Source organism: Caulobacter sp. UC70_42 (genome assembly GCF_044056025.1).
Lineage (GTDB): Bacteria > Pseudomonadota > Alphaproteobacteria > Caulobacterales > Caulobacteraceae > Caulobacter.
This window is the reverse complement of record NZ_CP171994.1, coordinates 1,229,770-1,245,158: the sequence shown is the minus strand read 5'-3', so window position 1 is coordinate 1,245,158 and position 15,389 is coordinate 1,229,770. Positions and strand designations below refer to the sequence as shown.

5 protein-coding genes and 4 pseudogenes are annotated in these 15,389 nt (G+C 69.0%); 6 read left to right on the top strand and 3 right to left on the bottom strand.

All coding sequences use genetic code 11. The features are described 5' to 3' along the window. Nucleotides 1-68 precede the first annotated feature (68 nt). The 3 genes and pseudogenes from ACHMW8_RS06465 to pbpC all read left to right on the top strand — a co-directional run bounded on the left by ACHMW8_RS06465 (nt 69) and on the right by pbpC (nt 8,331). The gene (locus ACHMW8_RS06465; protein ID WP_125159576.1) at nt 69-902 is read left to right on the top strand and encodes a carbonic anhydrase; all 834 of its coding nucleotides are present in this window, start codon (nt 69-71) and stop codon (nt 900-902) included. Between the two features lie 156 nt (nt 903-1,058). Continuing rightward, nucleotides 1,059-6,128 (top strand): annotated as a pseudogene (locus ACHMW8_RS06460) (alpha-2-macroglobulin family protein). Between the two features lie 87 nt (nt 6,129-6,215). Next, nucleotides 6,216-8,331: pseudogene (pbpC, locus tag ACHMW8_RS06455) on the top strand (penicillin-binding protein 1C). Here pbpC and ACHMW8_RS06450 read toward each other — a convergent pair. The 3 genes and pseudogenes from ACHMW8_RS06450 to ACHMW8_RS06440 form a co-directional block, all read right to left on the bottom strand. Then, a pseudogene (locus tag ACHMW8_RS06450) lies at nt 8,318-8,952 on the bottom strand (carbonic anhydrase). The pseudogenes pbpC and ACHMW8_RS06450 sit on opposite strands and share 14 nt — an antisense overlap. Next, nucleotides 8,953-9,586: pseudogene (gene maiA / locus ACHMW8_RS06445) on the bottom strand (maleylacetoacetate isomerase). 12 nt (nt 9,587-9,598) lie between these two features. Continuing rightward, complete coding sequence (locus tag ACHMW8_RS06440) at nt 9,599-10,279, bottom strand: fumarylacetoacetate hydrolase family protein (protein ID WP_395445071.1); 681 nt, start codon at nt 10,277-10,279, stop codon at nt 9,599-9,601. A 209-nt stretch (nt 10,280-10,488) separates the two neighbouring features. On the opposite strand from ACHMW8_RS06440, the gene ACHMW8_RS06435 reads away from it, so the two are divergent. From ACHMW8_RS06435 to ACHMW8_RS06425, 3 genes are read left to right on the top strand one after another with little or no spacing between them, the layout of a single operon-like run. Beyond that, nucleotides 10,489-11,367 carry an ABC transporter ATP-binding protein gene (locus tag ACHMW8_RS06435; protein ID WP_125159570.1) on the top strand — a complete coding sequence of 293 codons (879 nt, stop codon included), beginning with the start codon at nt 10,489-10,491 and terminating at the stop codon, nt 11,365-11,367. Nucleotides 11,368-11,381: 14 nt separating this feature from the next. Next, nucleotides 11,382-14,966: a M1 family aminopeptidase gene (locus tag ACHMW8_RS06430; RefSeq protein ID WP_395445070.1), complete on the top strand. Its 3,585-nt coding sequence runs from the start codon at nt 11,382-11,384 to the stop codon at nt 14,964-14,966. A gap of 17 nt (nt 14,967-14,983) precedes the next feature. Further along, nucleotides 14,984-15,388, top strand: a complete 405-nt coding sequence (locus ACHMW8_RS06425) for a PaaI family thioesterase (protein ID WP_395445910.1) — start codon at nt 14,984-14,986, stop codon at nt 15,386-15,388. Nucleotide 15,389 lies beyond the last annotated feature (1 nt).

The following is a 15,389-nucleotide window of genomic DNA, read 5'->3' as shown; positions in this document are numbered from 1 at the left end:
GCTGTTAATCCCGGTTAACCGAAACCGGATAGGCTCTCCGCCGACATCAAGCCACGTCGGGGGACGAAATGGTTTCGAGACGACTTCTGCTGGGCGCCCTGGCGGGCTTGGCCGCGCCGGCCCTGGCCTTCGCCGAGGGCGATGGTCCGGCCCATCCCAGTCTGCTGACCAAGAAGGGGCGCCGGACCTCCAGCGCCCTGAAGCACCAGGCCGCCGACAAGGCCGCGCTCGACAAGGCCATGGCCAGCGTCAAGCCGCTGGAGGCCGATCCCGCTCACGCCCCGGCCGCACACGCCGGGCCCGGGCAGGAGATCGCGCCCGACGAGGCGCTGGGCCGCCTCAAGCAAGGCAACGCCATCTTCGCCCGCGGCGGCGCCAATCTGATGCTGCCGACCCTGGCGCGCGTGGCCGAGCTGTCCAAGGGCCAGAAGCCGTTCGCGGTGGTGATCGGCTGCGCCGACAGCCGCGCCGCGCCGGAGCTGATCTTCGACTGCAATCTGGGCGAACTGTTCGTCGTGCGCGTGGCCGGCTCGACCGTCGGCCGCGAGGGTCTGGGCTCGATCGTCTACGCCGTCGAGCACCTGGGCGCGCCGCTGATCGTCGTGCTGGGTCACACCAAGTGCGGCGCGGTCGGCGCGGCGGTCGACGTCGCCAAGAAGCACGCCGACCTGCATGGGGCGCTGTACGAGATGGTGCTGCCGATCATCCCGGCCGTGCTCGAAGCGGACGAGACACACCCGGTCGATCTGCAGGACGCCGCCATCCGTCGGAATGTCCGCGACATCGCCGGCCGCCTGAAGGTCGCCGACGGCATCCTGGCCGAGCGGATCGAGGAGGGACGGCTGAAGGTTGTCTCGGCCTGCTACGACCTCTCCACGGGCGTGGTGGCGTTCGACGCCTAGAGCGGGGCTGGCCGCCGCTTTGGCGGAGCGAGCGACGCTGAGCGATCGCCCGCAAGCTTGAGCATCGGTCGTGACTGTCATTCGACCGCCGTTGACCCCTGATCGCGCTTAGGTTCAATTCGCCTGAACCAAGCGCAAATCAGTGGGAGACAACGGATGTCGACGGACGAGACGCCGCCGGAAGGCGGTCCCGACATCCAAGGTACCCGGCAAAACACCTGGCGCGATCGCTGGGAAGGCTTTCGTCGAACCGTGTCGGAGCGCTGGCCCGCCGCGCTGAAAGGCCCGGTGGCCATCGCCGTGGCGGGGGCGTTGGTCCTCGGTTTCGGCGGCGGCTTCGCGGTCGGCAAGGGCGGCCTGTTCTTCGGCGGCGGCAAGCCGGCTGGCGCGACGGCGGTCAAGGGCGAGGCCTGGTCGCTGTTCGGCAAGCCCCGCTCGGCCAACGCGCCCCGTCGCGGGATTTCCCAAGCCCGAGGGTTTCGCGGTCTGGCAGACCCGTGTCGACAGCAGCGGTTCCGATCCGCTGGCCTGCATCCGCATGAGCAAGGACCTGGATCCGTCCAAGGCCTATGCCGACTTCGTGCTGGTCTCGCCGGATCTCGGCCGCCAGCCCTCGGTGCGGGTGAAGGGCGACGAACTATGCCTGGGCGGGGTCGGTTTCACCGATCACCGAATCACCCTGCTCAAGGGCCTGCCCGCCAAGGGCGGCGAGACGCTCGGCGCCAATGCCGACGTCGACTTCACCTTCGGCGAGAAGCCTCCGTATGTGGGCTTCGCCGGCGATGGCGTGATCCTGCCGCGCGAGGAGTCGGACGGCGTCGGCATCGAGACGATCAACGTCCAGGCCCTGGCCATCGAAGTCTGGCGCGTGCCGGACCGCAATCTGGTCCGCAAGTCGATCACCGCGCCGGATCCGACCGGCGAGGGCGACTGGGCTGGCGACTATGGCGAGGACGCCGTGGGCGACGACGGCCGCCGGGTCTGGAAGGGCGTGGTGCAGGTCACCGGCGGCGCGACCGGCCAGAAGGCCACCACCGTCTTCCCGTTGGGCGCGGTGCTGAAGGAGATGAAGGCCGGCGCCTATGTCATCAAGGCGCGCGACGCCTCGGGCGGCCGCGACCCCGACGACAGCGAGAACAATCCGGCCCAGGCCCGCCGCTGGATCGTGTTCACCGACATGGCCATGCTGGCCTATGACGGCTCGGAAAGCCTGGATGTGGTGGTCCGTTCGCTGAAGAGCGCCAAGACCCTGTCGGGCGTGACCGTCAACCTGGTCGCCGCCGACGGCGAGCCTCTGGCCGAGGCCAAGAGCGACGCCGACGGCCGGGTGCGCTTCCTGCGTCCGCTGCTGAAAGGCCAGGGCGCCGAGCGCGCCAAGATGGTCATGGCCTATGGTCCGCAAGGCGACCTGGCCGTGCTGGATCTCGACCGCTCGCCCGTCGACTTGTCCAAGCAGGGCGTGGGCGGCCGCACCGAGGGCGGCGTCGACGGACGCAGCGTGGCGGCCGATATCGACGGCTACCTCTATGCCGACCGCGGTATCTATCGGCCCGGCGAGACCGTCCACCTGACGGCCATGGTCCGCGACCGGATGGCGAAGGCTGTCAGCGACCGCAAGGGCGAGATCCTCGTCAAGCGGCCGTCGGGCGTCGAGTTCAAGCGCTATCCGTTCAGCCAGGCCAATGCCGGCGCCGTGCTGGCCGATATCGCTCTGCCGCGATCGGCCCCGCGCGGCCGCTGGACCGCCGAGCTGCATATCGAGGGCATCGAGGAGGCGACCGGCAGCCTGTCGTTCTCGGTCGAAGACTTCGCGCCGCAGCGCCTGGCGGTCACCGCCACGGGCCAGGAACTCCGTCGCCCTTGGCGCGGGCGAGGCCCGCAAGGTCGACGTCTCGGCCCGCTTCCTCTACGGCGCGCCGGGCGCTGGCCTGCAGACTCAAGGCGAGGCCCGCCTGCGCGCCGATACCGACCCGTTCCCGGCCTACAAGGGCTTCGAATGGGGCGATCAGTCCAAGCCGTTCGACGAGAAGTATCTGGATCTCGGCTCGACCGTCACCGACGGCGAAGGCCACGCGATCCTGTCGGTGTCCACCACCGACGCCGGCGACACCGCCCAGCCGCTGGTGGCCTCGGTCACCGCCTCGGTGTTCGAGCCGGGCGGCCGTCCGGTCCGCGAGGGGCTGGAGCTGAAGGTGCGTCCGAAGTCGATCTATTATGGGGTCAAGGTCGACCAGGGCGAGGCCGGCAAGGGCGATCCGCCCGTCAGCCTCGACATCATCGCCGTCAACGCCGCCGGCCAGCGCATCGGCGCGACCGCGACCTACACCCTGGTGGCCGAGCGCTGGGACTATGACTGGTTCCAGCAGAACGGCCGCTGGCAGTGGCGGCGCAGCAGCCGCGACGCCATCGTCGCCAAGGCGCAGGTCAATATCGGCGCCGGTTCGCCGGCCAGGTTCACCCGCCGCCTGGGCTGGGGTGACTACCGCCTCGAGGTCGAGGGCGCGGACGGCGCCAGGACCGTCACCCGCTTCTCGGCGGGCTGGGGCGCTCCGGCCCGTGAAGGCGAGGCGCCGGACGTGGTCCGGGTGTCCGCCGGAACCCGAGACCTACGCCCAGGGCGACACGGTCGAGATCACGCTCAAGCCGCCCTATGCCGGCGAGGCGCAGATCGCGGTCGCCACCGATCGCCTGATCGATCTCAAGACCGTTTCGGTCGGCGAGAACGGGACCACGGTGCGCCTGAAGACCTCGGCCGCCTGGGGCGGCGGGGCCTATGTCATGGTCAGCGTCATCCAGCCGCGCGACCCGGTCGCCTCGCCCAAGCCGCGTCGCGCCCTGGGTCTGGTCTATGTCCCGATCGATCCCAAGAACCGCAAGCTGACGGTCGACCTCGGCACGCCCAGCAAGATCGACAGCAAGGCGCCGGTCGAGATTCCGGTGAAGGTCAGCGGCCTTGGCTTTGGCCAGAAGGCCAAGGTCACCATCGCGGCGGTGGACGAGGGCATCCTGCGCCTGACCCACCAGGACAGCCCCGATCCGGTGAAGTGGTACTTCGGCAAGCGCGCCCTGACCCTGAACTATCGCGACGACTACGGCCGTCTGCTCGACCCGAACCTGGGCGCGCCGGCCAATGTCAATTTCGGCGGCGACGAGGTCGGCGGCGAGGGCTTGACCACCACCCCGATCAAGACCGTGGCCCTGTGGTCCGGGATCGTGGAGACCGGTCTCGACGGCAAGGCGGTGATCAAGCTGCCGGCCGCCGACTTCAACGGCGAGCTGCGCATCCAGGCGGTGGCCTGGACCGACACGGCCGTCGGCTCGGCGTCCAAGCCCCTGACCGTGCGCCAGCCGGTGGTGGCCGACCTGAACCTGCCGCGCTTCCTGGCGCCGGGCGACCAGGCCTACGCCACGCTGGAGCTGCACAATGTCGAGGGCAAGCCGGGCGCCTATACGGCCGAGGCCTTCTCGACCAACGGGCTGAAGGTGGCCTTCAAGAAGGTGTTCCAGCTGATCCTGGGCCAGCGAATCGCCGAGAAGATCCCCTTCCTGGCCCCGGATGTGACCGGGATCGGCAAGATCGGCTTCAAGGTCGCCGGCCCGGGCTTCCAGACCCAGAAGGACTATCCGATCCAGACCCGCCTGGGCTGGGCGACATCGTGCGCACCACCACCGAGATCCAGAAGCCGGGCGAGAGCTTCACGCCCTCGTATCCGCTGCTGGCGGGCCTGGCGGCGGGCGACGTGACCCTGCAGGTCAGCTACTCGCCGATCCGGGGCTTCGACCCGTCGGCGATCGCGGTGGCCTTGCAGCGCTATCCGTATGGCTGCACCGAGCAGCTGGTCTCGACGGCCTATCCGCTGCTCTACGCCCAGACCTTCTCCAATGATCCGAAGCTGAAACGCACGCCGGCGGCTCTCGCGGGCGCAGTGGGCAAGCTGCTGGACCGCCAGACCCTGGACGGCGCCTTCGGCCTGTGGCGGGTCGGCGACGGCGAGGCCGATCCGTGGCTTGGCGCCTATGTCGTCGACTTCCTGCTGGAGGCCAGGGCGCAAGGCGTGGCCGTGCCCGACAACGCCATCGACAAGGCGGTCGGCGCCATGCGCCAGGTCAGCCGGCCCGAGGGCTTCTCGTCGGTCGCCTACCGCATGGAATATCCGGGCTGGTGGGCGAGCAACGAGGACGCCTCGAAGAAGGCGACGGAGCGCATGCGCCGCCGCGCCTCGGCCTACGCCCTCTATGTGATGGCCAAGGCCGGCAAGGGCGACCTGGCGCGCCTGCGCTGGTGGCATGACGTGCAGATGAAGGACGAGAGCCAGCCGATCGCCAAGGCCTATGTCGCCGCCGGCCTGGCTCGCATGGGCGACAACGCCCGCGCCCGCTCGGCCATGCGCCAGGCGGTGTCGAGCCTCGGCTACAGGGACGAGCAGGACTGGTACCAGACGCCGCTGCGCGACACGGCCGTGCTGACGGCGCTCGCCGCCGAGTTCCGGGATGATGGATGTGGCCCGCCAGCTGCAAGGCCGGCTGGAGAACGTCAGCAAGGATCCGGACGCCCTCAACACCCAGGAACAGGCGGCGCTGCTGCACGCGGCCAACGCCCTGATCCGGGCCTCGGGTCCGATCTCGATCACCGCGACGGGCGCCACGCCCTTGCCGCCGGCCGGCGGCGCGCCGCGCTGGGCGGTGGGCAAGCTGACCGACGCCCACTTCGTCAACGCCGGCAAGGGCGCCCTGTGGCGGACGGTCAGCGTGCGCGGCACGCCGGTCTCGGCCCCGGGCGCCTCGGCCAGCGGCCTGTCGGTGTCCAAGCGCCTGCTGTCGATGGGCGGCGGGGCGATCGATCCGGCGACCATCCGCCAGGGCGACCGGATCATCGTGCTGGTCTCCGGCCGCTCGATGCAGGCCCGCTCGACCGCCCTGGTGGTCGACGACGCCCTGCCGGCCGGTTTCGAGATCGAGACCACGCTTGGCGCCGACGACGCCCAGAACGGTCCGTTCAAGTTCCTCGGCGAACTGACCGCCGCCGACGTCCAGGAAAGCCGCGACGACCGCTTCATCGCCGCGCTGGACCTGGAAGGGAACAAGGGCTTCGCCCTGGCCTATGTGGCCCGGGCCGTGACGCCGGGGAGCTTCTTCCTGCCCGGCGCCGTGGCCAAGGACATGTACCGCCCGGCGGTGAACGCGCGCTCCGAGGCTTCGCGCGCGACCATCGCGCCGGGGCCGTGATGGCGTCGAGCTATCGAGAGGCCTTCTTCCCCCTCCGGGGGAGGAGGGCCGCCAGGCCCGGAGGGGGCCAGTAGGTGCAGGAATCCGATGTTTCCGGTGGGGCGCTAACTCGCCCCCCTCCGGATGCTGCGCATCCGCCTCCCCCGGAGGGGAAAGAAGGGCGATCACGTCCCCCCGCCTGACCAAAATCCTCGTCGGCGTCCTCGCCGCCGAGGTCGTCCTCGCCACCCTCGGCGCCGTGTTCCCGCCGGACATGACCCGCGCCCGGCACTCCTCGCCGGTCACCCTGGACCGTCGCGGCGCGTGGCTGCGGGCCCTGCCGGTCGAGGATGGCCGCTGGCGGATCCGCGCCGACCTCTCGCGAACCGATCCCACCTTCCAGAAGCGCCTGATCCGCACCGAGGACGCGAGGTTCTGGTGGCACCTGGGCGTCGATCCGCTGTCGCTGGTCCGCGCCGTCGGCTCGGCGGTGGTCCATGGCCACGCCACCTCGGGCGCCTCGACCCTGACCATGCAGACCGCGCGCCTGCTGGAGCCCCGCCCGCGCAATCTCGGCTCGAAGCTGATCGAGATGGTCCGCGCCGTGCAGCTGAAGTCGCGACTGTCCAAGCGCGAGATCCTGGCGCTGTACCTGACCCTGGCCCCCTACGGCGGCAATCTGGAAGGCGCGCGGGCGGCCAGCCTCAGCTATTTCGGCCACGAGCCGTCCAGCCTGACCGACGGCGAGCAGGCCCTGCTGATCGCCCTGCCGCAGTCGCCGGAGGCGCGCCGTCCGGATCGTCGTCCCGACGCCGCCAAGGCCGCCCGGCGCGGGGTGTTGGACAAGATGGTCCGTGCCGGGACGATCACCGAGGCCGCCGCCTTCGAGGCCGAGAACGAGCCCCTGCCGCGGCGGGCGCCGTTCCCGACCCTGGCCTGGCACGCGGCGGGCGAGTTGGCCCGCGATGCTCCGCAAGGCCAGGCCAGCGTGGTCTCGACCCTCGACGCCGACCTGCAGTCGCGGCTGGAGCCCATGGCCGCCGCCGTGGCGGGCGCTCAGGGCCCCGACGCCACCGCCGCCATCCTGGTGGTCGAGATCAGGAACCGCGCTGTCCGCGCCTCGGTCGGCTCGGCGGGCCGCGACCGGGCCGGAGGCTGGGTCGACATGACACGGGCGCTGCGTTCGCCCGGCTCGGCCCTGAAGCCGTTCATCTACGCCATGGCCATGGACGACGGCCTGGTCGCGCCCGACACCCAGCTGCAGGACAACGCCACCCGCTTCGCCGACTACCAGCCCGAGAACTTCGACCGGGTGTTCCACGACAAGGTGACGGTGCGCGAGGCGCTGGCCCACTCGCTGAACGTGCCGGCCGTCGCCACCCTGGAGAAGCTGGGTCCCGAGGCCTTCGCCGGCCGCATCGAGGCCGCCGGCGCGCATCTGGCGCGACCCAAGGCCCAGCTGAAGGAGGCCGGCCTGGCCCTGGCGCTCGGCGGAGAGGGGATCACCTGGCGCGACCTCGTCATGCTGTACGCCGCGTTGGGCGACGGCGGCATCGCCAAGCCGCTGGCCTGGACCGAGGACGAGGCCAAGGCCCGCGAGCGCTCCGGCGGGACGCGTCTGGTCCGGCCCGAGGCGGCCCGGCAGGTGCTCGATATTCTCCGCGAAGCCCCGGCGCCGAGGGGCCGCGCGCCCTCGGCCCTGACCCGCGGCGGACCGTCGATGGCGTTCAAGACCGGCACCTCGTACGGCTTCCGCGACGCCGTGGCGGCCGGGGTGGTCGGCGGCTATGCGATCCTGGTCTGGACGGGTCGGGCCGACGGCGGCGCGCGTGGCGGGTTGACGGGACGCGACGCCGCCCTGCCGCTGCTGTTCGACGTCGCCGACGCCATCGGAACCCAGTCCTCGGCGCCGCGCCCGATCGCGCCGAAGTCCGCCCCGCTCGCCTTGCGGACGTTGCGCGCCGCCGCCGAGGGGCCGCGCCTGATCTTCCCGCCCGACGGCGCCTCGGTGCAGGTCGACGCCCTGGGCGCCCGGGGGCGGGGCCTGGTGCTGGCCGCCGAGGGCGAGGGCCTGAGCTGGTACGTGGAAGGCCGGCCGCTGGGCCTGGATCCGGTCAGCGGCCGCGCGATCTGGAGGCCGGCCGCGCCGGGCTTCTACAAGCTGTCGGTGGTCGACGCGCAAGGCCGCAAGGCCCAGGCGCGGGTGCGGATCAGGGGCGGTTAGAGTCCGCCATCATCCGCTCGTAGTCCGCCAGGCTGCTGATGCCGATGTTGAGATCGTTCACCAGGCCGTCGTGCAACGAATAGACCCAGCCGTGCACCGACAGGTCCTGGCCGCGCGCCCAGGCGTCCTGGACGAAGACGTCGGCGGCCACGTTGCGCACCTGCCGGGCGACGTTCAGCTCGGTCAGGCGGTCGAGCATGGCGCGCTGCTCGGGGATCGCTTCCAGTTCGTGCTTGTGCTCGGCGTGGATCTCGCGGATCGGGTGCAGCCAGTGGTCGACCAGGCCCCGGCGCTGGCCGTCGATGGCGGCCGCCACGCCGCCGCAGCCGTAGTGGCCGACGACCATGACGTGCTTGACCTTCAGCACCTCGACCGCGAACTGCCAGCACGGACAGATAGTTGGCGTCCTGCGGCGGGGCCAGGTTGGCGACGTTGCGGTGGACGAACAGTTCGCCCGGATCCAGGCCGACGATCTCGTTGGCGGGCACGCGGCTGTCGCTGCCAGCCGATCCAGAGATATTCCGGGCTCTGCTGACCTTCCAGGCGCTTGAAGAAGTCCGGATCGACCTGGGTCTTGCGTTCCGACCAGGCGGCGTTGTTGGCTTTCAGGTCCTCAAGCATCTAGCGCTCCGGTTGGTGGTCGGGGTGGGCGGCTTCGATGGCCGGGTGCTTGGCCGCGCGGGCGGCGGCGTTGGTGATCGCCGGGAACGGCGACAGGTCGACGTTGAAGCGGCCGGCGTTGAACACCTGCCGGCACCAGCAGGCAGTCGACGAGGCCCGGCGCGTCGCCATAGGCGAAGCCGCCCGAATGCGCGGCGACCATCGGCTCCAGGGCCCGGAAGCCGTCGCTGATCCAGCGGGCGACCCAGGCGTTGCGGTCGGTCTCGCCGATCTCCAGGGCCGTCAGCTGGCGCAGGACGCGCAGATTGTTCAGCGGGTGGATGTCGCAGGCGATGATCTCGGCCATGCCGCGGACGATGGCCCGCTCATAGGCCGTGTGGGGCAGCAGGGCAGGCTCTGGCGAGACCTCGTCCAGCCACTCCAGGATGGCCAGGCTCTGGGTCAGCGGCCGGCCATCGACCTCGAGCGTGGGCACAAGGGCCTGGGCGTTGAGCGCGCGATAGCTGGCCTCGTGATGGCCGTTGGCCACCAAGTCGACGGGGCGCAGCTCGTAGGGAAGGCCCTTGAGGTTAAGGCCGATGCGCACCCGATAGGGCGCGCTGGCGCGCTTGGCGCTGTGCAGGACCAGCTTCATCGAAGCGTTCTCCTAGACGAGCGTGAACTCAAGACGTCCGACGCCTTCGACCTCGCCGACGACCTTGTCGCCGCGGGCGATGGCGCCGACGCCTTCGGGGGTGCCGGTGAAGATCAGGTCGCCGGCGGCCAGGGTCCACAGTTCGCTGGCCTTGGCGATCACCTCGCCGACGTTCCAGATCATGTCGCCGACCTCGCCGCGCTGGCGTTCCTGTCCGTTGACCGACAGGGTGACGGCGGCCTCGGGCGGCGGGGCGTCCATCACGCGGATGGCGGTGATCGGCGCGCTTTCGTCGAAGGCCTTGCCGGCCTCCCAGGGTTGGCCCTTGGCCTTGGCCGCGCCCTGCAGGTCGCGGCGGGTCAGGTCGACGCCGACCGCGTAGCCGAACACCGTCTCGAGCGCCTGCTCGACCGAAAGGTTGGCGCCGCCGCTCTTGAGGGCCACGACCAGTTCGATCTCGTGATGCAGATCGCCGGTCGCCGGCGGATAGGCGATCTGGCCCTTCAGCGGGGCCACCGCGTCGGCGGGCTTGCTGAAGAAGAACGGCGGATCGCGGCTGTCAGCGCCCATCTCGCGGGCATGGGCGGCGTAGTTGCGCCCCACGCAGAGAATCCGGCGAACGGGGAAGGCCGCGTCCGATCCCTCCACCGGAACCGTCGGAATGGCGTGCGGGGGAAAGGCGTAGGTCGTCATGGCGCCTCGTTTAGACCTAAAAGCCGCTGCCCAAAACCCCTGTGCGGCTCAAACGACGCCGATGAGCGCCAACAGCCGCAAAGTGGCCGCTGTTCAGAAATCCCGCGGTTGAACCCATGGCCTAAACGTTCTTTCACTTGCCCCAATCGTCGCCGTCGAGTCATGTCGGCGATGGGGTATTGGGCGCGTTTTTTTTCTGGGGGCTGTTCATGCTGATCATCGAGAACCTGACCCATGTCTATGGCAACGGCACGCGGGCCCTGGACGAGGTCAGCCTGACGATCCCGCGCGGCATGTACGGTCTGCTGGGGCCGAACGGCGCCGGCAAGTCCACCCTGATGCGCACCATCGCCACCCTGCAGGCCCCGACCTCGGGCCATATCCGCTTCGGCGACATCGACGTGCTGAAGACGCCCGAGGAATTGCGCAAGACGCTGGGCTACCTGCCGCAGGACTTCGGCGTCTATCCGCGGGTCTCGGCCTACGACATGCTCGACCACATGGCCGTGCTGAAGGGCATCTCCGGCGCCAAGGCGCGCAAGGAGACGGTCGAGAACCTGCTGAACCAGGTCAATCTGTGGAACGTCCGCAAGAAGGCCATCGCCGGCTTCTCGGGCGGGATGCGCCAGCGCTTCGGCATCGCCCAGGCCCTGATCGGCGATCCGCGCCTGATCATCGTCGACGAACCCACGGCGGGCCTCGACCCCGAGGAGCGCAACCGCTTCCTGAACCTGCTGGCCGAGATCGGCGAGAACGTGGTGGTGATCTTGTCGACCCACATCGTCGAGGATGTCAGCGACCTCTGTCCGGCCATGGCCATCATCTGCGACGGCCGCATCGTGCGCGAAGGCGCGCCGATGGATCTGGTCGGCCAGCTGAAGGGCCGGATCTGGAAGAAAATCATCGACAAGGCCGAGCTGGAGGCCGCCAAGGCCCAGTACAAGGTCATCTCCACCCGCCTGCTGGCCGGCCGCACGGTCATCCACATCCTGTCGGACGACAACCCGGGGAACGGCTTCACGCCGGTCGAGGGCGGGCTGGAGGATGTCTACTTCTCCACCCTCTCGACCACCCGGCGGGCGGCCTGACGGGGAGCGGCGGCATGTTTCGCAAGATCGCGGGCTTCGAGCTCCGCTACCAGCTGAAGTCGCCCGTCTTCTGGGTGGTGGCGACCATCTTCTTCCTGCTGACCTTCGGGGCGGCGACGATCGACCAGATCCGTATCGGCGGCGGCGGCAACATCCACAAGAACGCGCCGTTCGCGATCGCCCAGACCCACCTGATCCTGTCGATCTTCTACATGTTCGTGACCACGGCCTTCGTGGCCAATGTGGTGGTGCGCGACGACGAGACGGGCTTCGGGCCGATCCTGCGGTCCACGCGGATCCGCAAGTTCGACTATCTCTATGGCCGGTTCACCGGCGCCTTCCTGGCCGCCGCGATCTCGTTCCTGGCCGTGCCGCTGGCGATCTTCATCGGCTCGTTCATGCCGTGGATTGATCCCGAGCGCCTGGGTCCGAATGACCTGCACGCCTATCTGTTTTCCTATTTCGCCCTGGCCCTGCCGTCGATCCTGCTGACCTCGGCGCTGTTCTTCGCCCTGGCCACGATCACCCGCTCGATGATGTGGACCTATGTCGGCGTGGTCGCCTTCATGGTGCTGTGGATCATCGCCAACATCGCGCTGGACAAGCCCGAGTTCGAGAAGATCGCCGCCTACTGGGAGCCGCTCGGCACCGCCGCCTACGGCCTGACGACCAAGTACTGGACGGCCAGCGAACGCAATACGCTCGTCCCGCCGCTGTCCGGAGGGCTGCTGTTCAATCGCCTGTTCGCGGTGGCGCTGTCGGCCGGCTTCCTGACTCTGGCCTACAGCCTGTTCCGGTTCCAGTCGGCCGACCTCTCTGGGCAGCGCAAGGTCAAGAAGGGCAAGATCGACGACAACGCCGCGCCGGCGCCGTCGGGCGGCCCGCTGCCTCAACCGAAGTTCGACCGCGCCACGGCCTGGGCCCAACTGGTGGTCCGCACGCGCCTCGACATGGGCCAGGTGTTCAAGAGCCCGGCCTATTTCGTGCTGCTGTTCCTGGGCCTGGCCAACGCCATGGGCGCCCTGTGGTTCGCCACCGACGCCGGCCGCTATGGCGGCGTGATCTATCCGGTCACCCGCGTGCTGCTGTCGCCGCTGCTGGGCTCGTTCGGCCTGATCCCGATGATCATCGCCATCTACTATTCGGGCGAACTGGTCTGGCGCGAGCGCGAGCGCAAGACGCACGAGATCATCGACGCCACCCCCGTGCCCGACTGGGCCTTCGTGGCGCCCAAGACCCTGGCGATCTCGCTCGTTCTGATCTCGACCCTGCTGGTCAGCGTTTTCGCCGCCATCCTCAGCCAGGTCTTCCACGGCTATTTCAAGCTGGAGCTCGACAAGTACCTGATCTGGTACGTGCTGCCGCAGGCGGTGGACTGGATCCTGCTGGCGGTGCTGGCGGTGTTCCTGCAGGCGATCAGCCCGCACAAGTTCATCGGCTGGGGCCTGATGGTGATCTACCTGGTCACCACCATCACCTTCGTGAACCTGGGCTTCGAGTCCAAGCTCTACAACTACGGTTCGACCACCGAGACGCCGTTCTCGGACATGAACGGCCTGGGCAAGTTCTGGATCGGCGCCTGGTGGCTGCGCGCCTACTGGACGGCCTTCGCGGTGGTGCTGCTGGTGCTGGCCTACGGTCTGTGGCGGCGCGGAACCGAAAGCCGCCTCCTGCCGCGCCTGCGCCGACTGCCCGTTCGCCTGAACGGCGGGGCCGGCCTGCTGCTGGTCGCCGCCCTGGTCGCCTTCGTGGGCATCGGCGGGTTCATCTACGTCAACACCAATGTCTGGAACGACTACCGGACCAAGATCGACAACGAGAAGTGGCAGGCCGACTACGAAAAGACCCTGCTGCCGTTCGAGAACACGCCGCAGCCCAAGATCGTCGCCATGACCCTCGACGTCGATCTGAAGCCGCATGAGCCCAGCCTCGAGACCAAGGGCTCCTACGTCATCGAGAACAAGACGGGCGCGCCGCTGAAGGAAATCCACGTCCGCTTCGACCGCGACCTGCGGGTCAAGGGCCTGTCGATCGAGGGCGCGCGACCCAAGAAGACCTTCGAGCGCTTCAACTACCGCATCTTCGCCTTCGACACCCCGATGCAGCCGGGCGAGCGGCGCAAGATGAGCTTCATCACCCTGCGTTCGCAGCGCGGCTTCCCCAACAGCGACCAGGAAAGCCGGGTGGTCGACAACGGGACCTTCGTCAACAACCTGGAGATCGCGCCGATCCTGGGCATGGCCCGCGACGGCCTGCTGCAGGACCGCGCCAAGCGCCGCAAGTACGGCCTGCCCCCCGAGCGCCGCATGGCCAAGCTGGGCGACGTTCCGTCCCGCCAGTTCAATGGCCTGCGCAAGGACGCCGACTTCATTACCTCGGACATCACCGTCGCCACCGAGGCCGACCAGACCCCGATCGCGCCGGGCTACAAGGTCTCGGACACGGTCAAGAACGGCCGCCGCATCGCCCGCTTCGTCACCGAGGCGCCGATCATGCCGTTCGTCTCCATCCAGTCGGCCCGCTACCAGGTCGCCGAGGAGAGCTACAAGGGCGTGAAGCTGGCGGTCTATTACGACGCCCAGCACCCCTGGAACATCGAGCGCATGAAGACCGCGATGAAGCGGTCGCTGGACTATATGGGGACCAACTTCAGCCCGTATCAGTTCCGGCAATTGCGCTTCCAGGAGTTCCCGGACTACGCCCAGTTCGCCCAGTCGTTCGCCAACACCATTCCGTGGTCGGAGGGAATGTTCTTCATCTCCGACTATCGCGACCCGACCAAGATCGACATGGTCACCTATGTCGGGGCCCACGAGATCGGCCACCAGTGGTGGGCCCACCAGGTGATCGGCGCCGACCAGCAGGGCGGGGCGATGCTGTCGGAGACCTTCGCCCAGTACTCGGCCCTGATGGTGATGAAGCACACCTATGGCGAGGCTCAGATCCGCAAGTTCCTGAAGTTCGAGCTGGACAGCTATCTGCGCGCGCGCGGCGGCGACGTGATCGACGAGCAACCGCTCTACAAGGTCGAGAACCAGCCCTACGTCTATTATCGCAAGGGCTCGCTGGTCATGTACCGGCTGCAGAGCGAGATCGGCGAGGAGACGGTCAACCGCGCCCTGCGCAAGCTGATCGCCGACCACGCCTTCAAGGGCGCGCCCTATCCGATCACCACCGACTTCCTGACCGCCCTGCGGGCCGAGGCTCCGGCCGACAAGCAGGCCCTGATCACCGATCTGTTCGAGAAGATCACGCTCTACGACCTGAAGACCAAGAGCGCGTCGGTCAAGAAGCGGGCGGACGGCAGGTTCGACGTGACAATCACGGTCGACGCCCAGAAGAAGTACGCCGACGGCAAGGGCAAGGAGACCAACGCCGCCCTGAACGAGGCCATGGACATCGGTCTCTTCACCGCCAAGCCGGGCGACAAGGGCTTCGACGCCAGGAACGTGGTGCTCTACGAGCGCCGGCCGATCCGCTCGGGCGTGCAGACCTTCACCTTCACGACCGCCAAGGCGCCGACGTTCGCGGGGATCGATCCGTACAACACGGTGATCGACCGCAACGGCGACGACAACACGATCAAGGTCGGCGGGTGAGCGAACCGCTGATCCGGATGAACTCGGCGGCGCTGAACGCGTTCCTGCGCTCGGCCTTTCCGGAGGCCGACGCCGAGCACATGCCCTCCGTCGTGGAGGTCGAGGCCGGACGTGTCCTGTTGAAACTGCCGTACCTGACCCGGCAGCTGCGGCCGGGCGGGGTGATCTCGGGACCGACCCTGATGACGCTGGCGGACACGGCGGCCTATGCCCTGGTCCTGGCGCACATCGGCGAGGTGGCCATGGCGGTGACCACCTCGCTCAACATTCATTTCCTGAGAGGCTGCCAGCCCGGCGATCTGTACGCCGAGGGGACCCTTCTCAAGCTCGGCCGCCGCATCGCGACGGCCGATGTCCTGATGTGGACGGAAGGGCGCGAGCGAGCCGCCGCCAAGGCGACGGTCGCCTACGCGATTCCCTAGG

Excerpts from the sequence above, each read along its gene's own strand:
- ACHMW8_RS06465 (WP_125159576.1), top strand. The coding sequence starts at position 69 with ATGGTTTCGAGACGACTTCTGCTGGGCGCCCTGGCGGGCTTGGCCGCG.
- ACHMW8_RS06440 (WP_395445071.1), bottom strand. The coding sequence starts at position 10,279 with ATGACGACCTACGCCTTTCCCCCGCACGCCATTCCGACGGTTCCGGTG.
- ACHMW8_RS06435 (WP_125159570.1), top strand. The coding sequence starts at position 10,489 with ATGCTGATCATCGAGAACCTGACCCATGTCTATGGCAACGGCACGCGG.
- ACHMW8_RS06430 (WP_395445070.1), top strand. The coding sequence starts at position 11,382 with ATGTTTCGCAAGATCGCGGGCTTCGAGCTCCGCTACCAGCTGAAGTCG.
- ACHMW8_RS06425 (WP_395445910.1), top strand. The coding sequence starts at position 14,984 with ATGAACTCGGCGGCGCTGAACGCGTTCCTGCGCTCGGCCTTTCCGGAG.